The following is a 22,531-nucleotide window of genomic DNA, read 5'->3' on the forward strand; positions in this document are numbered from 1 at the left end:
GAACCGTCCTTCGGTGGGTCGGGCGAGCGGTCAGGGGTGGCGGAAGGTGGTCGTGCAGCCGCCGTCGACAGGGATGACCGCGCCGGTCATGAACGACGACGCGTCCGAGACGAGGAAGGCCGCGACGCGGGCGATCTCCTCGGCCTGGGCCTGGCGTCCGATCGGCTGCAGCGCCGCCGCCGACTCCCGTCGCCGGTTGGCCTCCGCCGACCCCTCCGGGCCCAGGGACGCACGGTAGCCGCCCATGTCGGTGTCGACGTACCCGGGGCAGATGGCGTTGACGCGGACGCCCAGCGGGCTGTAGTCGACGGCCAGCTGGCGGGTCAGGTTGACCACGCCCCCCTTGGTCGCGCAGTAGGCCGGGGCCCCGGGCGCTCCGACGAGGCCGTAGGTCGAGGCGATGTTGACGACCCGGCCCCGCCCGGAGGCGAGCAGGTGCGGCATGGCCGCGCGCGTGCAGAGGAAGGGCCCGGTGAGGTTGACCGCGACCGTCCGCAGCCAGTCCTCGACGTCCGTCTCGTGCAGCAGGCCGGAGCCGCCCGAGATCCCCGCGTCGTTGACCAGGGTGTCGAGGGCGCCGAACCGCTGCAGGGTGGCGTCGACCGCCGCCGCGACCTGCCCGGGGTCGGAGACGTCGCAGCGGACGGCCAGCGCCTCGCCCCCGGCCGCGACGACCGCGTCGACGGATCCCGTGCCGTCCGCCACGTCGGCCACCACCACCCGGGCGCCGTCGGCGGCGAGGGCGAGGGCGATCGCCGCCCCGATGCCGCCCGCGGCGCCGGTGACCAGCGCGACCCGGCCCTCCAGCCCCGTCGCGACCTCCCCGCCCTCCCGGTGCGTCACGACTCGACGATCGAGCGGGTCAGCATGACGATGGTGACGAACGTCCGGAACAGCCGGACGGGGTCGTCGCCGGTGACCTGGACGGTGCGGGCGTCCACCCGCTCCACCCCGGCCACCCAGGTGGCCATCTCGGCGAAGTCGCCGTTCTGGAACAGGATCTCCAGCGTGGCGGGCAGGGCGATCTGCGGCGGGACGGCATCGGCGAGACCGGCGATGGCCGCGGCGGCGGCGTCCCGGATCAGCGCCTTCGCCTCGGTCGGGTGCAGCGACTCGGCCGCGAACCGGGTCACGGAGTGCTTCACGACGGCGGTGTGCAGGCCGGGGCTGACCCGGGCGGCCTCCTCGGCCGTGGTGTCGTCGCCGGTGACCAGCACCACCGGCACCCCGTGGCCCTGGGCGACGAGGGCGTTGATGCCCGACTCCCCCACCTCCACCCCGTTCAGCAGCACGCGGGCGATGGCGCGCGGGTTGTAGGTGTGGGAGAGCGTCGAGGCCTCGCTGGCCATCGAGCCGTGGTAGCTGACGAAGAAGACGGCGTCGAAGCTCGCGTCGAGCCCCTGCATCATGTACAGCGGCTTGTGCCGTCCGGACAGGTAGCGGGCGTTGCCCAGCAGCTCGTCCGGCCGCAGGTTCTGCATCGTCGAGTGGGAGTCGTTGACCAGGAACTCGGTCGCCCCGGCCGAGAGCGCGCCCTCGATGGCCGCGTTGACCTCGTCCTGCAGCAGCCGCCGGTAGTACTGGTACTCGGGGCCGGGACCGAGGCACTGGCTCCAGTCGACGACACCGGCGGTGCCCTCCATGTCGGAGGACAAGAAGACCTTCACAGCACGCTCCTCGGGTGGATCTCAGGTCCGCACGACCCGGTGGTCATGACGGCGTAGGTGGCCCCGGCCGAGCCGGCCGCGGCCCCGTGCCGGCCGTCGGGGGTGAGGGCCAGCACGCGCAGCTCGGCCCGGAAGGGGTCCGGCAGGGTGGCGGCGTCGGCCAGGGCCGCGCGGCAGGCCTGGGTGACGTCCGCGCCGCGGCCGAGGGCCTCGACGACGGTGCGGGCCGTCCCGGCGCGCAGGCTCAGCTCACCGCGGCCGGTGCAGGCCGCACCGCCGGATCGCAGGTCGCACCAGTTGCCGGCGCCGGGCAGGGCCGAGTCGCCGACCCGGCCCGGGTACTTCCAGGGGTAGCCGCTGGTGGAGACGCCCACCACCAGCTCCCCGCTCGCGTCCAGCGCGAGGACGTTGATCGTGCCCCACGGGCCGTCGTGCGGGGCGAAGCGCTGCACCAGGTCCAGGGCGGCGAGCCGGTAGGCCTGGTCGCCCTCCTGCCCGGCGGTCCGCTCCCCCTCGACGTTCTGCTCGAGCTGCAGAGCCTCGCGGAAGAGCCGCCGGGACTCCTCCGTCAGCAGCTCGGCGGTCTCGAAGCCGCACTCGGCGGCGAAGGTCGCCGCCCCCTCGCCCACCAGCAGGCAGTGCTGGGGCAGCCGCTCCATCACCGCGCGGGCGACCGAGATCGGGTGCGGGTAGTCCTGCAGGGCGGCGACGGCGCCGAACGCGCGGCTGGAACCGACCATCACCGAGGCGTCCAGCTCGACGACCCCGCGAGCGTTCGGCAGCCCGGCCGTCCCCACGTAGTGGTCGGCGAGGTTGTCCTCGCACGCCCGGAGGGCCACCTCGACGGCGTCGAGCGCCGACCCGCCGGCGCGGAGCACGTCCATGGCCGCGGGCAGGCCGATCTCGCTCCGCTCGGACCCGATGACGACGGGGTCGGTCACCGCAGCCCCGCCTCGACGGCGGGGATCTGCTGGGTGGCCAGCCGGGGCACCGAGGACAGCAGCAGCTGGGTGTAGGGGTCGGCCGGGTGGGCGAACACGTCCGCGGTGGCGCCCTCCTCCACCACGACGCCGTCGTGCATGACGGCGACCCGGTCGCTGATCTGCCGGACCACGGCCATGTTGTGCGAGACGAAGAGCATGGACAGCCCGAGGGTCTCCTTCAGGTCCAGCAGCAGGTTGATGATGTTGGCCTGCACGGAGACGTCCAGCGCCGAGACGGGCTCGTCGGCGATCAGCACCTTCGGGTCCAGCGCCAGCGCGCGCGCGATCCCGATCCGCTGCCGCTGCCCGCCGGAGAACGAGCGGGGCAGCTGGTCGAGCGCCCGGGCGGGCAGGCCGACCAGGTCGACCAGCTCGCGGACCCGGGCGCCGACCTGGTCGCGGGGCACGACCCGGTGGTAGCGCAGCACCTCCGCCAGCGTCTGGCCGACGGTCATCCGCGGGTTCAGCGAGCTGTAGGGGTCCTGGAACACCATCTGCACCAGCCGCCGCTGCTCCCGGCTGGGTGCCCCGTGCAGCGGTTGACCGGCGTAGCGCACGGTGCCCGCCGTCGGCACGTAGAGCCCCGCCGCGCAGCGGCTCAACGTCGACTTGCCGCAGCCCGACTCCCCCACCAGGCCGACCGTCTCGCCGCGGTGGACGGCGAGGTCCACCCCGTCGACCGCCTTGACCACGGCCGGCGCCCCGCGGGTCAGCTTGGCCCACACCCCGCCGCGCCGGCTGAAGTGCTGGACCAGCCCCTCGACGGCCAGCAGCTCCTCGCCGGGCTCCGCGCCCTGCGACTCCGCGCCCCGGACCTGCCCCTCCGCGCCCTGAGCCCGTCCCGCCGCGCCCTGAGCCCGTCCCTCTGCGCCCTGAGCCTGTCGAAGGGCCCGCGTCGACGCGCTCACGCCCGCACCCCCTCGGCGGCGACCTCGCCGAGGACACCGGGCCAGTCCTCGGCCTCGTCGGCCCGGCAGCAGGCGCTGTCGTGCCCGCTGCCGACCACCACCAGGGGTGGCGCGACGGTCGTGCACCGGTCCACCCGGGCGGGGCAGCGCGGCGCGAAGGAGCAGCCGACGATCTCCTGCAGCAGGTCCGGGGGCTGACCGGGGATGGTCAGCAGCCGGTGCACCGGCTGGTCCGGGTCGGGCACCGAGCGCAGCAGCGCCGCGGTGTAGGGGTGCCGCGGGGAGTCCAGCAGGACCGACGTCGCGCCGTGCTCCACGATCCGGCCGGCGTACATCACGTTCAGCTCCTCGCAGGTGCCGCTCACCACGGCCAGGTCGTGGGTGACGAGCACGAGGCCGACGCCGCGCTCCCGCCGCAGCCCCTCGAGCACGCCCAGCACCTGCGCCTGGATGGTGACGTCGAGCGCCGTGGTGGGCTCGTCGGCCAGGATCAGCCCGGGCTCGGCCGACAGCGCGATGGCGATGCAGACGCGCTGCCGCATGCCGCCCGACAGCTCGTGCGGGAAGGCCCGGTAGCGGCTCTCGGGGTCACGGATGCCCACCTGGGACAGCAGGTCGACGGCCCGGGCGTGCGCCGTCGAGCGGCTCATCCCCAGCCGGCGGCGCGGCACCTCGGCCACCTGGTCGCCGACCCGCATCGTCGGGTTCAGCGCGGTGAGCGAGTCCTGGAAGATCATCGCCATCACCGAGGACAGCCGTTCGCGCCGCTTGGCCGGGGCCAGCCCGGTGACGTCCACGCCGTCCACGACGATGCTGCCGCCGGTCACCCGGGCCGGGCTCGGCAGCAGGTCCATGGCCGCGCGCAGGGTGAGGCTCTTGCCCGACCCCGACTCCCCCACCAGGCCCACCGACCGGCCGGCCGTGGCCGTCAGGGACACCTGCCGGACGGCGTGCAGCGTGCCGTCGGGCAGGGGGATCTCCACGTCGACGTCGTGCAGCTCCAGCAGCGGTCGGCCCGAGGCCGGCGTCGGTGCGCTCATGGTCGTCCACTCCCCCGACGGCGGGGCCGTCATCGTCCACTCCCCCGACGGCGGAGCCGTCATCGTCCGCTCCTCTGCACGAAGCCGTCCGCGATCAGCGCGAGCGACAGCCCGGTGACGACGACGGCCAGCCCCGGCACCGCGGCCAGGTACCACTTGGTCAGGATGAAGGCCTGCCCCTCCTGGATCATCGAGCCCCAGTCGGGGGTGGGCGGCGGCACCCCGAGCCCCAGGTAGCCGAGCGTGACGATGGCCAGGATGCAGAGCACGACGTCGCTCATCGCGAAGACGAACGCCTGCAGCATCACGTTCGGCAGCAGGTGGCGCAGCAGGATGCGCCAGGTCGGCAGGCCGCTGGCCCGCGCGGCCAGCGCGTACTCCTGCTCCTTGGCCACCAGCACCTCACCCCGGACGATCCGGGCGTAGGCCACCCAGCCGACGAGGGTGATCGCGATGTAGATGCTCGAGGTGCCCGAGCCGAGTGCGAAGACGAGGGCGATGACCAGCACGAAGAATGGGAAGGCCACGACCATGTCGACGACGCGCATCAGCACCAGGTCGAACCAGCCGCCGAACCAGCCGGCCAGCAGCCCCAGGGTGGTGCCGATGAGGAACGGGAACAGGACGGCCAGCGCCCCGACCCGCAGGTCGACGCGGGCTCCGTACAGCAGCCGGGCGAACACGTCGCGACCCAGCTGGTCGGTGCCGAGCAGGTGCCCGTCGCCGGGCGGCAGCAGCGACTTCGTCAGGTCCTGCTGGATCGGGTCCCAGCTGGTCAGCAGGGGCGCGCAGACCGCCGCGAGGACGATGAGGGTCAGCAGCACCAGGCCGGCGGTCAGCGTCCGGTTGAGCCGCAGGGGCGCGGTGAGGGTGGCCCGCCGCGAGCGGGCGGTCAGGATCGCGGCGCTCATCCGAGCTCCACCCGCGGGTCCAGGACGCCGTGCGCGACGTCGGTCAGCAGGTTGATGATCACGACCATGATCGCGAACACGAGCGTGACCCCCTGCACCACCGGGAAGTCCCGGTTGAAGATCGAGTCGAGCATGAGCGTGCCCATGCCGGGCAGCGCGAACACCCGCTCGACGACGAGGGTGCTCCCCACCAGGTAGGCGATGTTGACGCCCAGCACGGTGATCGAGGACACGGACGCGTTGCGGAGCGTGTGCCCGATGATCACCCGCCGGTGGCTGAGCCCCTTCGCCCGGGCCGTGACGACGTAGTCGCTGTCGAGGACGCCGATCATGGACGTCCGCAGGCTCCGGATGAGGATCGGGGTCAGGGCCAGGGCCACCGTCAGGCCGGGCAGCACGATGGAGCTGACGTGCTGGGCCGGCGTGGTGCCGAAGCCCGCGACGGGGAAGGCCTTGATCTTGAGCCCGAACAGCAGCACGAGCATGATCCCGACCCAGAAGGCCGGCATGCCGAGCCCGATCAGCGGGAGGGCCCGGATCAGCTGGTCGGCCGCGCTGCCCCGCCGGCTGGCGGCCAGCACGGCCAGCGGCACGCTGATCGCCAGCGCGATCAGGGTGGCCGCGACCAGCAGCCAGAGGGTGGCCGGCAGCCGGCCGGCGACCAGCTCGCTGACGTCGGCGTCGTAGAAGAACGAGCGTCCGAGGTCTCCGTGCAGGAGCCGGCCGAGGAAGTCCAGGTACTGCTGCCAGATGGGCTGGTCCAGGCCGAACTCACGGTGCAGCGCGGCCACGGACTCGTCGGTGGCGCGGACGCCGAGCAGCGTCCGGGCCGGGTCCCCCGGCACCAGGTGGATCATGAAGAACACGATCAGCGAGATGCCGAACAGGACGGGCACCATCGCCACCAGGCGCCGGAGGACGTAGACCAGGTGCCTCATGCCGTCCGTCCCCCTGCGCGAGGGGACGGACGGGTCGTCGAGGCGTCGGTGGCGATCACTGGGTCAACGTCACGTCCTCGAGGTGGTAGTTCCCGGTCGGGTAGACCTGGAACCCCTGCACCTTCGTGCTGTAGGAGTAGCTGAAGGGCGAGTAGTAGAGGAAGGCGAGGAACGCGTCCTCGGCGGCCTGCTCCTGGATGGCGCTGTACAGCTCCTGCCGGCCGGCGTCGTCGAAGGTCTGCTGCGCCTTCTTGGTGTTCGCGATCACCTGGGCGTTGCGGTAGCTGGTGTAGAACGAGCGGCTGCCGGCGTCCGGGTCCACGGCGAACGTGACGAGCTCGTCCGGGTCGGCGATGTCCATCGTCCAGTAGGAGTGGCTGATCTGGTACTTCTGCGCGTTCTGCAGGTCGCGGGCCGCGCTCGGGTCGGTGTTCTGGATCTTGACCGTGATGCCCAGCTCCTTGAGCGAGGACTGCAGCACCTGGGCGATCGCGGCGTCGGTGGAGTCACCGGAGGACGCGAGGAAGGTCGTCTCGAACCCGTCCGGCACGCTCGACTTGGCCAGCTCCTCCTTGGCCTTGGCCATGTCGTACTGCAGGCCCGGCGTGGCCGGGTCGTAGAAGGGCACGTTCGGCATCAGGAACGAGTTCGCCGGGGTGCCGTTGCCGAACAGCAGCGTCTTGACCAGGGCCTCGCGGTCGATGGCGTAGGAGATCGCCCGGCGGACGTGCACGTCGTCGTACGGCTTCTCGTTCTGGTTCATCATGATGTAGTCGGTCTTGGTGCTGGGGAACAGCGTGACCGTGACGCCCGGCTGGCCCTTGAGCTGCTCGACGCTGGAGAACGGCGGCGCCTGGTTGATCTGGGCCTGGCCGCCCTGGATCTGCACGGTGCGGGCGTTGTCGTCGGGGACGACCTTCCAGGTGACGCTGTCCAGGGCCGGCTTGCCGGTGTCCCAGTAGGTCGGGTTCTTGGCCAGCTTGATCTCGCTGCCCTTGGTCCAGTGGTCCCACACGAACGGGCCGGTGCCGATCGGCGCCTGGTAGAACTCGTCCTTGCTCTTGCCGGCGTAGTCCTTGGGCAGCACGGCGTTGTTGAAGTTCGCCAGGTCCGCCAGCAGCGGCGCCCACGGGTACTTGGTCTTGATCACGACGGTGGCCGGGTCGGGCGCGGTGACCGTCTTGATCGCCACGTCCAGGAACTCCCACCCGCCCTCGGTGGCGCGGGCCTTGTCGAGGGAGAACTTGACGTCCTCCGACGTCATCGGCTGGCCGTTGCTGAAGGTGACGCCCTGCTTGAGCTTGAAGGTCCAGGTCAGCTTGTCGTCGGAGACGGTGTGGCTCTCGGCCAGCAGGGGCTGCACGCTCTTGCCGTCCGGGGTCACCTCGTAGAGGGACTCGAACATCTGCTGGAACACCCAGATCGAGTCGTTGCTGAAGACGGTGGTGTTGTCCATCGACAGGGAGTCGCCGGCGCGGACGATGGTCAGGTCCCCACCGGTCCCGTCGGCGTTGGCCGTGGAGCCGGTGGAGCCGTTGTCGCTGCAGGCGGCGAGCACCAGCACAGCGGCGGCGAGGAGGGCGATGGGCTTGCGCAAGAGATCCTCCGAGACAGGGTGGGCGAACGCAGGTGCTCAACCTAAGGCTGATATGTCAGGAGTAGATCACGGCCGTGTAACAGGTGGGTGGCGGCGTCGGGACCCCTCCGACCGGCTGCCATGCTGCGGGACGTGCAGACCGTGGTGATCGGGGCCGGGGCCGTCGGGGGCACCGTGGCGGCCCATCTCGTCGAGGCCGGGGAGGACGTGCTGCTCTGCGACGTCGACCCCGTGCACGTCGACGCCCTGAACGCGCACGGCCTGCGGGTCGTGGGGCCCGTGCGGGAGCTGACCGTGCCCGTCCGGGCCGCACTGCCCGCCGACCTGCCCGACCGGGTCGAGCGGGCGGTGGTCGCCGTGAAGTCCCACCACACCGCCGACGCCGCGGCCCTGCTGCGGCACCGGCTGGCTCCCGAGGGGCACGTGCTCTCGCTGCAGAACGGGATGACGACGCCGGCCCTGGCGGAGGCCGTGGGCGCCGACCGGGTGGTGGTCGGCTTCGTGAACTTCGGGGCGGACCTGCTGGAGCCGGGCGTGGTGCTGCTGGGCAACGTCGCGACCGTCCGCGTCGGCGAGCCGTCGGGGCCCGTCACCGACCGGGTGCGGGCGTGGGCGCGCCGGCTGCCCTGGGCGGAGGCCACCGACAACATCGACGGCTACCGGTGGAGCAAGGAGGCCTACGGCGCCATGCTCTTCGCCACCGCCGTCTCCGACCTCACGATCGCCGACGCCCTCGCCGATCCCCGGTACCGCCCGCTGATGCTGGGGCTGGCCCGCGAGGTGGTGGGGCTGGCCCGGGCGCAGCACCCACCCGTCCGGCTCGAGGCGTTCGACGGCTTCGACCCGGACGACCTCGAGGGGTCGCTGGACCGCCTCGTCCGCTTCAACCGGGCCAGCGCCAAGGTCCGGACGGGCGTCTACCGCGACCTCGCCGTCCGGCACCGCAGGACCGAGGTGGACGACCTGGCCGGGCTCGGCGGCCGGCTGACCGGTCACGTCGTCGCCGTGGTCCGCGCGATCGAACGGGGCGCGCGGCGCTGCGAGGTGGCCAACCTCGACCTGCTCGCCGCCCACGAGCGGCTGGAGCGGCTCGGCCGGCCGCTGCACGCCGTCGTCCGGGCGCTGCCGGCTCCCGCCCGGGCGGCCGACGGGCCGCTGCTGGGGGTGCCGGTGGCGGTCAAGGACATGATGGACGTCGCCGGGGTGCCGCGCGGCAACGGCAACCCGCGCGCGATGCTCGAGCCGCCCGCCACCACCGACGCGCCCGTCGTCGCCCGGCTGCGGGCGGCCGCCGCGGACGTCTTCGCCACCGCCAGCCTGCTGGAGTACGCGGCCGGGGCCCCGCACCCGGACCTCCCCGAGGCCCGGCTGCCCGTCGACCCCACCCGCACCGCCGGTGGGTCCAGCGGCGGCTCGGCCGCGCTGGTCGCCGCCGGCGTCTGCCCCGCCGCGCTGGGCACCGATACCGGCGGTTCGATCCGGATCCCGGCCGCCTACGTCGGCTGCGTCGGGTTCAAGCCGAGCCACGGCGTCGTCCCGGTCGACGGGGTGACCGCGCTGTCCCCGTCGCTCGACCACGTGGGCGTGCTGGCGGCCGACGTCGCCACCGCCGCACGGGTGCTGGCGGTGCTCGGCGACGTCCGACCCGGAGCGCCCCGGCGGGCGGTGGACCTGCGCCTCGGGCTGCTGCGGGCCGAGCTGGACGACCCGCGGGTCGAGCCGGGCGTGCGGGCCGCGCTGGAGGCGGGTCTGCAGCGCCTGGTCGCCGCCGGGGTCACCCTCGTCGACGTCGACGCCGCACCCCTGCAGGCGCTGCACCCGACCTTCGAACCCATCCTCCTGTTCGAGGCCTGGGCCGAGCACGGGGAGCGGGCCACGGCTGATCCCACCTGGTTCGGCCCCGACACCGACCGGCTGCTCCGGCTCGGCGCCACCGTGGCGCCGTCGACCTACCGGGCCGCCCTCGACCGGCGGGCCGCCCTGCTGCCCGCCGCCGACGCGGTGCTGGACGGCCTGGACGGGCTGCTCGGGCCGGCGGTCGCCTTCGTCGCCCCGACGGGCACCCCGCTGCTCGACTCGCCGGAGGGCGAGCTGGAAGGGCTGTTCTCGATGACGGCGAACCTCACGGGCCAGCCGGCGCTGTCGCTGCCCTGCGGCGACGCCGGCGGCCTGCCCGTCGGGCTGCAGCTGGCCGGCCGGCGCGGCGACGACGCCGGGCTGCTGGCGGTGGCCGCGGTGGTGGAGCAGGTGCTGGTCGGTTCCCCGCGCCCTGGGCCCGGTCCGCGGCGCCCTGGGCCCGTCGGAGGGCACGCCCGGTGAGCGGGCTCGCCGGGAAGGTCGCGCTGGTCACCGGGACTGCGCACGGGATCGGGGCGGCGATCGCCGCGGCGCTCGCGGCGGACGGGGCGACGGTGCACGGCGTCGACCGCGTCCCCGCGCCCGGCGTCGAGCCGCTGGACGTCACCGACGCCGCCGCGGTGGCGGCCTTCGTCGCGCGGGTCGGTCCCGTGGACGTGCTGGTCAACAACGCGGGCGGGGTGGCCGGCCAGACGGGTCGACCGGTCGAGGAGGTGACGGACGAGGACTGGCGGGCCGTCGTCGACGCCAACCTGACCAGCACCTTCGTCTGCACCCGGGCCGTCGTCCCCGGCATGAAGGCCCGCGGCTGGGGCCGGGTCGTCAACATCTCCTCGGGGGCGGGCCGCAGCGTGAGCCTCACCGGCATCCAGGCCTACGCCAGCGCCAAGGCCGGGCAGATCGGCTTCACCCGGCAGATGGCGCACGAGCTCGGCCGGTTCGGGATCACCGTCAACTGCATCGCGCCGGGCTTCGTGCTCTCCAACCCGAGCACGGAGGCGCAGTGGGAGAGCTACGGGGAGGAGGGCCAGGCCGCCCTGCTCGCCGGGATCGCCGTCCGCCGGCTGGGCACCCCGGCCGACATCGCCCACGGCGTCCGGTTCTTCACCGCCGAGGCCTCGTCCTGGGTGACCGGGCAGACCATCGCCGTCGACGGCGGCCACGGGATCTTCTGAGGCCGGCTCGGAGCGAGGCCGTCGCCGCGCCGGCCCAGCCCGGGCGTCAGCGGGCGAAGAGGTCCTGCAGCAGCTCCCGCGACGAGCCGACGTGGTGCCGCATGGCCTTCTCGGCGGCCTCGGAGTCGCGGGCCTCGAGCGCGGCCAGCAGGTCGGCGTGGGAGAGCATGCTGGAGGGCTGCGTCGGCCGGCTCGACCAGTACGAGCGCCAGAAGCGGAGGTTGTGCTGCAGCAACCGGCCGGCGGCGTCCTCGAGCAGGCCGTTGCCGGCCATCTGGACCAGGAACCGGTGGATCTCGTGGTCGTCGTGGAGGTACTCCGTCCACCCGTCGACCGAGCGGGCCCGGTCGGCGGCCTCGACCAGCTCGCGCAGCCGCGCCAGGTCGGCGTCGGTGGCCCTCCGGGCGGCGATGTAGGCGACGCCGCACTCCACGGCCTCCCGCGCCTCGAACATGTCGAGGACGTCCTCCAGGGTCACCGGCGTGACGAACGTCCCCCGCCGCGGCACGACGGTGACGAACCGGTCGCCGCAGAGGCGGGCGATGGCCTCCCGGACGGGCATCCGGCCGAAGCCGATGTCGAGGGAGAGCTGGACCTCGTTGACCACCGCGCCCGGGGGGAGCCGGAGGTCGAGGATCATCTCGAGGAGCACGTCGTAGGCCCGGTCGCTGGCGCGCGGGGAGGCGGTCACGCCGACCTCAGCCCGCCGCCGCGACGTCGCGGGGCACCGGGGTCGCGACCGGGACGACCGAGGTCTGCAGCGTGCTCCGGTCGACGACCAGCATCTGACCGTTGCGCACCGCGCTCCATCCCGTGCTGTCGGTCCAGCCCGTCGAGGTGACGACGACGCGGTCGCCGCTGCGCCGGTGCAGCAGGGTGAAGTAGTCCGGGTCGGCGTCGGCCGCGGGGTCGTGGGAGGAGACAGCGTACAGATGGCTCGGCGTCAGGAGCAGTGCGTTCAGGCTGCTGACGACAGCGCCGCTCGCGACCACCGCCTCGACCGTCCGGATCAGCGCGGTCCCCGGCTCCTCCTCCCGCATCCGCGAGCGGAGCGCCAGGAAGTAGCGCTCGCTGTCGGTCGTGCCCCGGCGCTCGCCCGCCAGCTCGGGCGCCACCAGGGCGTCCAGGGCGGCCGGCGGCTTGACCGACCCGTTGTGCGCGAAGGCGACCGTGCCGTCGGTGAAGGGGTGGGTGTTGTCGGGGCCCACGGCCAGGCCCAGCGTCGCCCATCGGAGGTGGGTGATGGCGGCGACGGCTGGCTCGCCGGCGGCCAGGGCGCCCAGCGCCGGGCTGGTCAGCGCCGAACCCGCCTCCCTGCGCACGCGCAGGTCCGCCCCCGAGCTCCAGGCGTGCCCCCAGCCGTCGCCGTGCTTGCGGGCGAGGGCGAAGAAGTCGTCACGACGGTCGGCGAGGACCTCGTCGATGGTCACCGGCGTGCGGGACACCGATCCGAGCAGGCGGCACATGGGATCTCCTGGGGGAGGCGACGACGGGGGTCGTCGCGAGGTCCGAGGTCAGCGGGCGGCGCCGAAGCCGTAGAGGGACCAGGCGTTGTCCTTCAGGACCCGCTCGCCGGTGAGCTGGGCCTGGTCGGGGGTGAGGTCGCCGTCGGCGACCAGCTCGTCGAGGGCCTCGCCCAGCAGCCGTCGGCCGTCGTGGGCGCCCATCCGGTGCAGCTCGGGCACGCGGGCGCCGTCCGAGCTGTACATCAGCCGGCTGGCGGGCGCGGTGCCGAGCGCGGCCCGGGTCACGCGGCGCATCTCACCGCGGGACAGGAACGGGATGCCGTAGGACAGGTCGAGCCAGGCGTTGCCGTAGACCGCCGCGAGGAAGGCGCCCTCGCGGACGTAGGGCCAGCAGCCGTGCAGCAGCACCACCGGCATCCCGCGGTAGGCGGGCTCCTCCAGCACCGGGCGCAGCAGCAGCGGGTCGGCCAGCCGCAGGTCCAGGTCGGGGTCGCCGTAGCCGACGTGCAGCTGCACCGGCAGCTCCTGCGCGGCGGCCGCCGCGAAGGCCAGGTGCAGCAGGGTGTCGAGCAGCGGCTGGTGGCCGAGCCGGACGGAGCCGGCGGACGTGGCCTCCGCGCGGGCCTCGGCCCACGCCGTACGGGCGGCGTCGTCGGACCAGCGGGCGACGGCCAGGCCGGTGCGGTAGCCGACGACGGACTTGAAGCCGGCCCACCCGTCTCCGCGGGCGTCGGCGACGAGGGCGCGGACGGCGTCGACCAGGGCGGGGTAGGAGCCGGTCTCGCCGACGAGGCGCTCGAACTCGGGTTCCAGCCGGAGCAGGCCCACCGCCGGGCACCCGCCCGACCGCCCCATGTCCTCGACGGTCAGCGCGGTGGCGGCGTCGGGGAAGCCGGTGTCGACGACGAGGCCCCCCAGCCGGGCGTCCCCCAGGAGGTCGGCGGTCAGCCGCTCGGCCCCGAGGGCCGCACGAGCGTCCAGCACGACCTCCTCGACCGGGTCGACGTCGTGGAAGAGCGCCATCTCGGTGACCAGCCGCTGGTAGAACACCGTGCTGGCCACGTCGACGGCCCGGGTCCGCGGGTCGGGCGACTCGGTGAACAGCCCCCGCCAGGCGGTGACGTCGCGCTGGCCCTGGTCGCGCAGCACCGCGTGGCAGTGGTTGTCGACCACGGCCACGTCGCCCAGGTCGGTCGCGGGGGCGGCCATCTCAGAACCGGTAGAAGTGGTGACGGACCTCGAACGCGACGTCCTGGGCGGCGAACGCGGCGTGCTCGGAACGGCGGACGGCCAGGTAGCAGCGCGACAGCAGCGGCCCCAGCGCGTCCATCAGCACCGGGTCGGCCTGCAGCAGGTCGAGCGCGACGTCCATCGACGACGGCAGCGGCCGGACCCGGCCCCGCGCCAGCTCCTCGGGGCCCATCCGGGCCGGGTCGTGGGCGGACGGCTCGCCCGGTTCCAGCCGGCGCTCGATGCCGTCCAGGCCGCAGGCGATCAGCGCGCCCAGCGACAGGTACGGGTTGGCGCTGGGGTCGGAGACCTTGTACTCGATGTTGAAGGTCTGCTCCTCGCGCCGGTAGAACGGCGAGGCGACCCGGAGCGCCGCCTCCCGGTTGTCGAAGCCCCAGGCCGTGGTGGCCGAGGCCCAGGCGCTGGGCACGAGCCGGCGGAACGAGTTGTAGCTGGGCACGGTGAGAGCGGTCAGCGCGGGCAGGTGCTCCGCGACGCCGGCGATGAAGTGCCGGCCGAGCGCCGACAGGCCCCCCTCGACGTCGGGGTCGTACAGCAGGCTGCGCGTCCCGGAGGCGTCCCACAGGCTGAAGTGGACGTGGGCCCCGCTGCCGATGGCGTCGGGGAAGGGCTTGGCGGCGAACGAGGCCAGGATGCCGTGCCGCTGGGCGACGCCCCGGACGGTGTCGCGGAACTTCATCTGCTGGTCGGCGGCGGCGAGCGCGTCGGTGTGCCGTACCGAGATCTCGCGCTGGCCGGGCCCGTACTCGTTGATGCACTGCTCGACGACGATCCCCTGGGCGGTCAGCGCGTCGACGGTCTCCAGCATCAGCGCGTCGGCGTGGTCGTGCCCGATGGCGCTGTAGACCGGGGAGTGGGTCGGACCGTCGACCGGCTGGAAGCCACCCTCGACCTCGGTCGCCAGGTAGTACTCGTTCTCGAAGGTCGCCTGGAGGGTGATCCCGAGACCGGCGGCGCGGGCGAGGACGCGTTGCAGGAACGAGCGCGGGCACGCGCCCCAGTCCTGGCGGTCGTGGTCGAGCTGGTCGCAGAGGACGCTCGCGCTCCCCGGCGACCAGGGCAGCACAGTGAAGGTCGCGGGGTCGGGCACCAGCCGGATCTCCCCCACCGGTTCCATGCCCTCGACCGGGACGACCTGCTCCAGCAGGTCGATCGCCATCTGGGCGCGGGTCAGCCCGACGCCCTCGACGAGCTTGTGCGCCAGCTGGTCGACGTGGACGGCCTTGGCCCGGGCGACGCCGCTCACGTCGCAGTACTCGAAGCGGACCAGCCGGACCCCCGCGGCGCGCGCGGCCGCTACGACCTCGGCGACCTGCGGGTCGACCGCCGTGCTGAGCTCTGCCGCGGGCACGAGGCCTCCTCCGTCGGTCCTGATGTCAGGCAGGTATATCAGGCCGGGGCGGCGGGCCCGGCCGCGTCCCGGCGATCGCGGACGACCGACCCGGAACCTTCACACGATCGTCACAACCGGTCGTCCTGGTTGCCGACGAGCGCTTCGGGGTACAGGGGTTTACGCCGTAAACACGACGCGGCGAGCACCAGCACCTGGAGGAACCATGAGCAGCGCAGTCACCCCCCCGTCCGGGCACGACCAGGACACGAACCGCGGCGCCGACGGCGACACCGGCACCCGGGCCGGCACCACCGGTGCGGCCTCCGCCGGCACCACCGCCGGCGGGCCGAGCAGCCGCGAGGTGGTGCGGCAGCAGAAGGAGCGCTTCGGCGGCATGAAGTTCGGGTCGTGCTTCTTCGGCTGGCTGACCGCCACCGGCACCGCCCTGCTGCTGACCGCGCTGCTCTCGGCGGTGGGGGCCGGGGTCGGGCTCACCCAGCGGGTCGACGCGGGCCAGGCCACGGACAACGCCCGGACCATCGGCCTCGTCGGCGGCATCGTGCTGCTCGTGGTGATCTTCATCGCCTACCTCGCCGGCGGCTACGTCGCCGGCCGGATGGCGCGCTTCAACGGCGCCAAGCAGGGCATCGGCGTCTGGCTCTGGGCCCTGATCATCGCCGTCGTCGTCGCGGTCCTCGGCGCCATCGCCGGTGACCGGTTCAACCTGCTGGCCAACCTGAACGGCTTCCCGCGGATCCCGGTCAACGAGGGTGACCTGACCACGGGCGCCATCATCACCGCGGTCGCCGTCGCGCTGGCCGCCCTGCTGGGCGCCGTCCTCGGCGGCCTCGCCGGGATGCGCTACCACCGCCGCGTCGACCGCGCCACGCACGACGAGGTCTGAGCTCCGACCCAGCACCACCGACGCACGCACGTCCCCGTCCGGGTCCCGGGCGGGGACGTCCGCGGTCCGGCCCCGGACCGCACCATCCCCCAGTCCCAGGAGGACGAGCCGACATGACCACCACCGCGATCCCCGGCCGGCGCCGGCTGCACCCCGAGGCGAACAGGGCGCGGGCCGCCCTCGCCGAGCTGATCGGCACCTTCCTGCTCGTCGTCGTCGGCACCGCCGTGGCGGTGGCCGCGTTCCTGGAGCGGGAGACGGCCGGCCCGGCCTACGACTCGCTGGCCATCGCGCTCGCCTTCGGGCTGACCCTGACCGCCCTCGTCGGCGCGCTCGGCCAGACCAGCGGCTGCCACGTGAACCCCGCCGTCACCCTGGGCCTCGCCGTCACCGGCAAGTTCCCCTGGAGCTACGTGCCCGCCTACCTCGGCGCACAGCTGGTGGGTGGCGTGCTCGCCGCCCTCGCCCTGTGGGCCACCTACGGCGACCGGGCACGGTCCGAGGCCCACCTCGGCGCCACCGCCCCCGCCGCCGGGGTGAGCGACGCGCAGGCCTTCCTGCTGGAGCTGCTGATCGGCTTCCTGCTGGTCTTCGTCGTCACCGCGATGGCCACCGACCCCCGGGTGCCGCCCGGCAGCGCGGCGATCGGCATCGGCTTCGCCCTGGCCGCCTGCGTCCTGGTGGCCGGGCCCGTCAGCGGCGGGGCCGCCAACCCGGCGCGGGCGCTCGGGCCGATGATCCTCAACCTCGAGTTCCCCTCGCTGCTGTCCTACGTGCTCGGGCCGATCATCGGCGGCATCCTCGGCGCCGTGGTCTACGACCGGGTCGTCGCCCCCGTCGAGGCCCCCGAGCCGGACGTCGACGAGACCGAGGACGAGCCGGTCGCCTCGGCCCGCTGAGCAGCACCCGGGTCCGGCCCGCGCTCAGCGCAGCTCGGGCCAGCCCTCCGCCCAGCGGATCGTCCCGAGTCCCAGGGTGGGCAGGTGGGGCGTGGTCGGGTTGGCGCCGTCGTCGTAGTGGTAGGCGAGCGTGTCCTCGAACACCGACTGGCCACCCGCCCCGACGTGCTCGCCGCGGGTCTCGAGCAGGATGGTCCCGCCGCCGTCCAGCAGACGCCGGCCGTCGCGGTCGACGTAGGGGCCCTGCAGCGACGTCGAGCGGCCGACGGCGATCTTGTAGGTCGAGTCGGCGCCCCGGCAGCAGAAGTCCCAGGACGTGAACAGGTAGAAGTGCTCCCCGTGCCGGACGACGTACGGCGCCTCGACCGGGTCGAACTCCACCCCGGGCCGCTCGGCCAGGTGCACCGTCCGGTCCTGCCAGCCGGCGACCGCCTTGCCGCTGGGCCAGGACAGCGGCACCAGGAAGATCCCGTTCCAGAACGAGCCGACGGCCATCCAGGGCCGGCCGTCCCGGTCCTCGACGACGCCGGCGTCGATCGCGTTGAACGCGAGGTCGGCGTCGCCGCCGAGCGAGGGCTGCGGCGACGTCACCACGGCCCCGCGGTCGACCCAGCGGTAGTCAGGATCGTCCGGGTCCAGCGTCTGGTTGGTGGCCAGCGCGGTGATCGAGTCGTTCTTCCCGAACGTCGACGCCGAGTAGTAGAGGTAGAAGGTGCCGTCGTGCTCGACGACCTCGGGCGCCCAAAGGTTGTCCGGCAGGGTGCCGCCCGCGTAGTGCCGGTCGATCCAGGCGGGGATGGCGTCCCACACCGGGCCGACCGTCTCCCACGTCCGCCCCTGGTCGAGGGACCGCCGGACCTGGACGGTGCCCCCCTGCTCGCGCTGGACCGGACCGGTCGAGAAGACGTACCAGACGCCCTCGGACACGATCAGCGCCGGGTCGTGCACCGGGGCTACGTCGCCGGCGGGGGCGACCGCTGCGGCCGCCGCGTCGGGGGTGGCCGTCCCACCCGCGGTCGGCGTGGTCGAGGTCCCGGTCCGGGCGGCGGTCCCGGAGCAGCCGAGGACGGCGGTCAGGGTCAGGGCGGCGGCGAGCACGGCGGGAACGCGACGTCGACGGTGCATGGTGTCCTCCTGCAGACGTGGGGGCGACCAGGCGCCCTGCCTCGATGATCACCCCTGCCCACCGGCGCACGGTCGCGTGCCGTCGCGTGGTAGGTCTGGAGGCCGCCACGACCCGGCCGGGCCGGCGGCCGACTACCCGACAGGGCCCGATGTTCACCCCACCTCCCGCGTTCCTCACCCGTCCCGACCTGCGCGGCACCTTCGGGATGGCCGCCACCACGCACTGGACCGCCAGCGCCACCGCCCAGGCCGTGCTGGAGCGGGGCGGCAACGCGTTCGACGCCGCCGTCGCGGCCGCCTTCGTGCTGCACCTGGTCGAGCCGCACCTCAACGGCCCGGGCGGGGACATGACCGCGCTGGTCGTCACCGCGGACGACCCGGCCCCGAAGGTGCTCGTCGGCCAGGGTCCGGCCCCCCGCGGGGCCACCCTCGAGCACTTCGCGGCGGAGGGTCTGGACCTGGTGCCCGGCGCGGGCGGGCTGGCGGCGGCCGTGCCCGGGGCCGTCGACGCCTGGCTGCTGCTGCTCCGCGACCACGGCAGCTGGGAGCTCGCCGACGTCTGGGCCTTCACCGTCGACTACGCCGAGCAGGGCTACCCGCTGGTGCCGCGGGTCGCCGCCACCGTGGCCTCGGTGCATGAGCTGTTCACCCAGCACTGGACGACCTCGGCTGACTTCTGGCTCGTCGACGGGCGGCCCCGGCCTGCGTCGGAGCTGATGACCAACCCGGCCTACGCCGCGGTGCTGCGCGGGATGCTCGACGCCGGCCGGGACGCCGCGACCCGCGAGGCACGGATCGACGCCGCCCGGGCCGAGTGGCGGACGGGGCTGGTGGGCACGGCCGCGGCCGCCTTCCTGGCCGCGCCGCACCGGCACTCCGACGGCCGCGACCACGCGGCGGTGCTCACCGCCGAGGACCTCGCCGCGCACGAGGCGACGTGGGAACCGGCGACCACCGCGGAGTTCCGGGGCTGGACGGTGGCCAAGACGGGCGCCTGGGGCCAGGGCCCCGTGCTGCTGCAGGCCCTGAAGATCCTCGAGGGCTACCCCGACGAGGCCCTCGACCCGTCGACCGTCGACGGGGCGCACCACCTGCTCGAGGCGCTGAAGCTGGCGATGGCCGACCGCGACGCCTACTACGGCGACCCCGACGTCGACGCCGGGGAGGCCCCGGTCCCGCTGGACGTGCTGCTCTCCGACGGCTACGCCGCCGAGCGGCGCGCCCTGGTCACCGACCGGGCGTCGACGGAGGTCCGCCCGGGCGCCGTGCCCGGGTACCCCGCCCACCGGGCGCCGCTGACCACCGACTCCCCCGACCCGGGCGCCGAGGGCGTCGGCGAGCCGACCGTGTCCAGGGCCGGAGAGACGCGCGGGGACACCTGCCACCTCGACGTCGTCGACCGCTGGGGCAACATGATCGCGGCCACGCCCTCGGGCGGCTGGCTGCAGTCCTCGCCGCACATCCCGGAGCTCGGGTTCTGCCTGGGCTCGCGGCTGCAGATGGCCTGGCTCGACCCGGCCTCACCGTCGGTGCTGCGACCCGGCCGACGGCCGCGGACCACCCTGACCCCCACGCTGCTGCTCCGTGACGGCGTCCCCGTCTCGGCGCTCGGCACCCCGGGCGGGGACCAGCAGGACCAGTGGCAGCTGGTCTACCTGGTCCGCGTGCTGGTCGGCGGGTACACCCCGCAGGAGGCCATCGACGCCCCCAGCCTGCACACCGGCGCGATGGCCGGCTCGTTCTGGCCGCGGACCTGGTCCCCAGCCAGCGCCGTCGTCGAGGACCGGCTGGGCGCGGACGTCATCGCCGGTCTCGAGGCCCGCGGGCACCAGGTGACGCGCGCCGGGGACTGGACGCTGGGCCGGCTGTCCGCCGTCGTCCGCGACCCGGCGACGGGCGAGCTGAGCGCCGCGGCCAACCCGCGCGGCGGCCAGGGGTACGCCGTCGGGCGCTGACCGGGCGGGCGCCGACCGGGTGGGCGCCGGCCGAGGGGCCTCGACGGCGACGGCGGACCGCGCCCGCGCCGGTCGTAGGGTGACGCCGTGACCGATGCCGCCCGGACCCGCAGCTACACCTGGGAGGACCCGGCCGCCCTCACCCGCCAGCCCGGCCTCACCGGCCTGGAGCTGCTCCGTCGGATGGGTCGCGACCTGCCGGGCCCGCCGGTCGCCGCCACCCTCGGGTTCGAGGTGGAGGAGGTCGAGCACGGCCGCGTCGTCTTCGGGCTGGACCCGGCGGAGTTCCACGAGAACCCGCTCGGGACGGTGCACGGCGGGGTGCTCGCCACGCTGCTCGACAGTGCCACGGCCTGCGCGCTGCACAGCACCCTGCCGGCCGGGGTCGGCTACACCACCACCTCCCTGAACGTCACCTGCACCCGACCGGTCACGGCCGGGACGGGCCGCGTCCGCTGCGTCGGGACGGTGCTGTCGCAGGGCCGGCGGACGGCGCTGGCCGAGGCGCAGGTGCTCGACGCCGCCGGTCGGCTGCTGGCCCACGCCACCTCGACGCTGCTGATCATCCCGGCACCGGCGGCCTGAGCGCCGGAGCCGGTTCGGGCGGCCGCAGCGGGACCGCGGCCGCGAGCGCCAGGGTCGCCAGCAGGGACAGGTGGAGCGCGGTCGCCCACGCACCCTGAGGGGTGCTGACGGCGAACCCGGGGCCGCCGACGTCGGGGGCGACCAGCACCCAGACGGGCACGACGGCGAGGCCGACGGCGGCGGCGAGCAGCCGGACGACCCGCGGGCCACGGGCTCCGAGGGCCACGCCCCCGACGACTCCCAGCAGCGGCACGGCGAGCGCCCCGCCCCCGATCCCGCCCGCCAGCACCGCCGTCGGGTCGCGCACCGGACCGGCCACCACGACGGCGCTGAAGAGCAGCGGGGCCAGCACCAGCCAGCCCCCGTGCCGGCGGCCGCCGGTCCGCCGGTGGTGCTCGGCCAGGCCCAGCAGCGCGCCGACCGCCGCCCCGGGCGCGAGGACCCAGACGACCGTCCCCACCCAGGTCGTCGTCGTCCCCGCCCCCACCAGCCGCGCCATCAGCACCCGGAGCGCCGCCGCCCAGACGAGACCCAGCAGCGCCCCGACCACCACCGGGCGCCACGCCCGGGCCTGCGGCGGGCCGGCGTGCGGCAGGGCGCAGGCCAGGCAGAAGACGGTCACCAGCCCGGAGCCGAGCACCGAGACCCAGACCCCGCGCGGAGTGCTGAGCGGGTAGAGCTCGGTGGTCACCACCCCGACCAGCAGCACCCCGAGGACGGCGACGAGCCCCGCCGCCCCCCGCAGCACGCGCCGTCCCCGGCCCGCGAGGGCGTAGCCGCCCGCCAGCCCGACCAGCACGACCCCGATCGCCCCGCCGCCCTGCCCGGTCTCGACCAGCGCCCGCGCGATCCTCGGGTCCGCGAGGGCCACCGCCATCAGGCCGGGGGCGGCGACGAGCAGCGGGCGCCGGGCTGCCCCGGCCCGGCGCCGGACGTCCGCCCGGCCGAGCAGGCCACCGAGCACCAGGCCGGGCAGGAGCACCAGGCCCACGGTGCCGAGCCAGCTGGTGCTCGAGCCCGGGCCGGCGAGCTGGGTCATCCAGCCGCGGAGCGCCGCGGCCCAGGCCAGCCCGACCACCGCGCCCACCAGCACCGGGCGCCACCGCCACGGTGCGGCGTCCTCGGCGGGCGGCGCGGTGGGCCGCGGCCCGAGCCGCACGACGGTCACGGCGGGCCCGCGCCCTGGCCCACCCGGACGAGGGCCCAGCCCAGCACCGCGAACAGCAGCATCCAGCCGCCGATCGCCAGCCGGCCCGCCAGGTCGGTGCCGAACACCGCCGGCACCAGGACGGCGAAGACGTAGCCGCCGAGGACCAGCGGCAGCCACCGCGTCCGGCCGGGGAGCGGTCCGCGCCGGGCCGACCCCACCCCGGCCAGCAGCAGCCCCACCCCGAGGACGGTCATCGGGAGGCCGTAGCTGGTGTCGACGGCCGTCGCCGCCGGGCTGCCCACCGGGGCCGAGGCGGCCGTCAGCGCGAACAGCTCGCACCCGGTGAGGACCACCAGCCCGACCGCCGTGACGACGAGGCCTGACCGGGTGAGCCAGGAACGCGGCCGCCAGGCCAGCCGGGCCAGCCCGAGCACGAGGACCAGCAGCAGCAGGTGCTGCAGGGCGAACGAGAGCTGGGCGACCACCCAGCCGCCCGCGTCGAAGGGGTGGCTGTAGCGCTCGGGCCCGACCTGGTCGGGCCAGGCCAGCACGACCGCGGCCTGGACGGCGCCGAGCAGCCCGCCGACGACGCCGGACCAGCCGGCCCGGACGGTGCCGGGAGGAGGCGCCGGCGCGGCACCACGAGCAGCGGCCGGGACGACGCGCGGCCATCGGGTCCGCGACGGGGAGGTGGTCATGACGGCGACGTTAGGAGCGCTACGACCCTCCCGCCATCGGTGGAAGCACGCAGCGGACCACGGAAAAGGGGGATCCGTCCGGGTCGCGT

The 22,531-nt window shown here is 74.6% G+C and carries 21 protein-coding genes; 6 read left to right on the top strand and 15 right to left on the bottom strand.

Going from position 1 to position 22,531, the window contains the following annotated elements:
* Positions 1 to 30: 30 nt before the first annotated feature.
* The 8 genes from BLT72_RS18785 to BLT72_RS18820 are packed head-to-tail and all read right to left on the bottom strand — an operon-like array spanning position 31 to position 8,044.
* On the bottom strand, positions 31 to 843 hold the full coding sequence (locus tag BLT72_RS18785; protein WP_091414790.1) for an SDR family NAD(P)-dependent oxidoreductase: 813 nt from the start codon (positions 841 to 843) through the stop codon (positions 31 to 33).
* Entirely contained in the window at positions 840 to 1,667 is an 828-nt protein-coding gene (locus BLT72_RS18790; protein WP_091414792.1) for a M55 family metallopeptidase, read from the bottom strand. Before BLT72_RS18790 ends, BLT72_RS18785 begins: the two co-directional genes overlap by 4 nt.
* Positions 1,664 to 2,608 (bottom strand): isoaspartyl peptidase/L-asparaginase, encoded by a 945-nt coding sequence (locus BLT72_RS18795; RefSeq protein WP_091414794.1) that lies wholly within the window; start codon positions 2,606 to 2,608, stop codon positions 1,664 to 1,666. The genes BLT72_RS18790 and BLT72_RS18795 overlap by 4 nt, the downstream gene beginning before the upstream one ends.
* Positions 2,605 to 3,558: an ATP-binding cassette domain-containing protein gene (locus tag BLT72_RS18800; protein WP_197677092.1), complete on the bottom strand. Its 954-nt coding sequence runs from the start codon at positions 3,556 to 3,558 to the stop codon at positions 2,605 to 2,607. The genes BLT72_RS18795 and BLT72_RS18800 overlap by 4 nt, the downstream gene beginning before the upstream one ends.
* Positions 3,555 to 4,661 carry an ABC transporter ATP-binding protein gene (locus BLT72_RS18805; RefSeq protein WP_091414796.1) on the bottom strand — a complete coding sequence of 369 codons (1,107 nt, stop codon included), beginning with the start codon at positions 4,659 to 4,661 and terminating at the stop codon, positions 3,555 to 3,557. Before BLT72_RS18805 ends, BLT72_RS18800 begins: the two co-directional genes overlap by 4 nt.
* Entirely contained in the window at positions 4,658 to 5,509 is an 852-nt protein-coding gene (locus BLT72_RS18810; RefSeq protein WP_091414798.1) for an ABC transporter permease, read from the bottom strand. Before BLT72_RS18810 ends, BLT72_RS18805 begins: the two co-directional genes overlap by 4 nt.
* Complete coding sequence (locus tag BLT72_RS18815; RefSeq protein ID WP_091414800.1) at positions 5,506 to 6,447, bottom strand: ABC transporter permease; 942 nt, start codon at positions 6,445 to 6,447, stop codon at positions 5,506 to 5,508. The genes BLT72_RS18810 and BLT72_RS18815 overlap by 4 nt, the downstream gene beginning before the upstream one ends.
* A 55-nt stretch (positions 6,448 to 6,502) precedes the next feature.
* The gene (locus BLT72_RS18820) at positions 6,503 to 8,044 is read right to left on the bottom strand and encodes an ABC transporter substrate-binding protein (RefSeq protein WP_091414802.1); all 1,542 of its coding nucleotides are present in this window, start codon (positions 8,042 to 8,044) and stop codon (positions 6,503 to 6,505) included.
* 132 nt (positions 8,045 to 8,176) lie between these two features.
* Between BLT72_RS18820 and BLT72_RS18825 the strand changes: the two genes are divergently transcribed.
* Complete coding sequence (locus tag BLT72_RS18825; RefSeq protein ID WP_172826118.1) at positions 8,177 to 10,363, top strand: amidase family protein; 2,187 nt, start codon at positions 8,177 to 8,179, stop codon at positions 10,361 to 10,363.
* Positions 10,360 to 11,076, top strand: a complete 717-nt coding sequence (locus BLT72_RS18830) for an SDR family NAD(P)-dependent oxidoreductase (protein WP_091414805.1) — start codon at positions 10,360 to 10,362, stop codon at positions 11,074 to 11,076. Before BLT72_RS18825 ends, BLT72_RS18830 begins: the two co-directional genes overlap by 4 nt.
* 46 nt (positions 11,077 to 11,122) lie before the next feature.
* Here the strand turns inward: BLT72_RS18830 and BLT72_RS18835 are convergent, their stop codons facing one another.
* The 4 genes from BLT72_RS18835 to BLT72_RS18850 are packed head-to-tail and all read right to left on the bottom strand — an operon-like array spanning position 11,123 to position 15,144.
* Positions 11,123 to 11,767, bottom strand: a complete 645-nt coding sequence (locus BLT72_RS18835; protein ID WP_091414807.1) for a GntR family transcriptional regulator — start codon at positions 11,765 to 11,767, stop codon at positions 11,123 to 11,125.
* A gap of 7 nt (positions 11,768 to 11,774) precedes the next feature.
* Positions 11,775 to 12,542, bottom strand: coding sequence for a class II glutamine amidotransferase (locus BLT72_RS18840; RefSeq protein ID WP_091414809.1), 768 nt, complete (start codon positions 12,540 to 12,542; stop codon positions 11,775 to 11,777).
* Between the two features lie 48 nt (positions 12,543 to 12,590).
* On the bottom strand, positions 12,591 to 13,751 hold the full coding sequence (locus BLT72_RS18845) for an amidohydrolase family protein (protein ID WP_091414810.1): 1,161 nt from the start codon (positions 13,749 to 13,751) through the stop codon (positions 12,591 to 12,593).
* A 1-nt stretch (position 13,752) separates the two neighbouring features.
* On the bottom strand, positions 13,753 to 15,144 hold the full coding sequence (locus BLT72_RS18850) for a glutamine synthetase family protein (protein ID WP_091414812.1): 1,392 nt from the start codon (positions 15,142 to 15,144) through the stop codon (positions 13,753 to 13,755).
* A gap of 205 nt (positions 15,145 to 15,349) precedes the next feature.
* Between BLT72_RS18850 and BLT72_RS18855 the strand changes: the two genes are divergently transcribed.
* A complete protein-coding gene (locus tag BLT72_RS18855) occupies positions 15,350 to 16,030 on the top strand; it encodes a hypothetical protein (protein WP_197677093.1) in 681 nt (226 codons plus the stop codon).
* A 113-nt stretch (positions 16,031 to 16,143) separates the two neighbouring features.
* Positions 16,144 to 16,929 carry an MIP/aquaporin family protein gene (locus BLT72_RS18860; RefSeq protein WP_091414814.1) on the top strand — a complete coding sequence of 262 codons (786 nt, stop codon included), beginning with the start codon at positions 16,144 to 16,146 and terminating at the stop codon, positions 16,927 to 16,929.
* Between the two features lie 24 nt (positions 16,930 to 16,953).
* On the opposite strand, the gene BLT72_RS18865 is transcribed toward BLT72_RS18860, so the two are convergent.
* Positions 16,954 to 18,054, bottom strand: coding sequence for an arabinan endo-1,5-alpha-L-arabinosidase (locus tag BLT72_RS18865; RefSeq protein WP_091414815.1), 1,101 nt, complete (start codon positions 18,052 to 18,054; stop codon positions 16,954 to 16,956).
* A 149-nt stretch (positions 18,055 to 18,203) separates the two neighbouring features.
* On the opposite strand from BLT72_RS18865, the gene BLT72_RS18870 reads away from it, so the two are divergent.
* Positions 18,204 to 20,009, top strand: coding sequence for a gamma-glutamyltransferase family protein (locus tag BLT72_RS18870; RefSeq protein ID WP_091414817.1), 1,806 nt, complete (start codon positions 18,204 to 18,206; stop codon positions 20,007 to 20,009).
* An 87-nt stretch (positions 20,010 to 20,096) separates the two neighbouring features.
* Complete coding sequence (locus tag BLT72_RS18875; RefSeq protein ID WP_197677094.1) at positions 20,097 to 20,594, top strand: PaaI family thioesterase; 498 nt, start codon at positions 20,097 to 20,099, stop codon at positions 20,592 to 20,594.
* Here the strand turns inward: BLT72_RS18875 and BLT72_RS18880 are convergent.
* Positions 20,572 to 21,762: a hypothetical protein gene (locus BLT72_RS18880; protein ID WP_091414819.1), complete on the bottom strand. Its 1,191-nt coding sequence runs from the start codon at positions 21,760 to 21,762 to the stop codon at positions 20,572 to 20,574. The genes BLT72_RS18875 and BLT72_RS18880 overlap by 23 nt on opposite strands.
* Positions 21,759 to 22,442, bottom strand: a complete 684-nt coding sequence (locus BLT72_RS18885; protein WP_091414821.1) for a hypothetical protein — start codon at positions 22,440 to 22,442, stop codon at positions 21,759 to 21,761. Before BLT72_RS18885 ends, BLT72_RS18880 begins: the two co-directional genes overlap by 4 nt.
* Positions 22,443 to 22,531: the final 89 nt, after the last annotated feature.

The sequence above is a fragment of the Friedmanniella luteola genome (assembly GCF_900105065.1).
Taxonomy (GTDB): domain Bacteria; phylum Actinomycetota; class Actinomycetes; order Propionibacteriales; family Propionibacteriaceae; genus Microlunatus; species Microlunatus luteolus.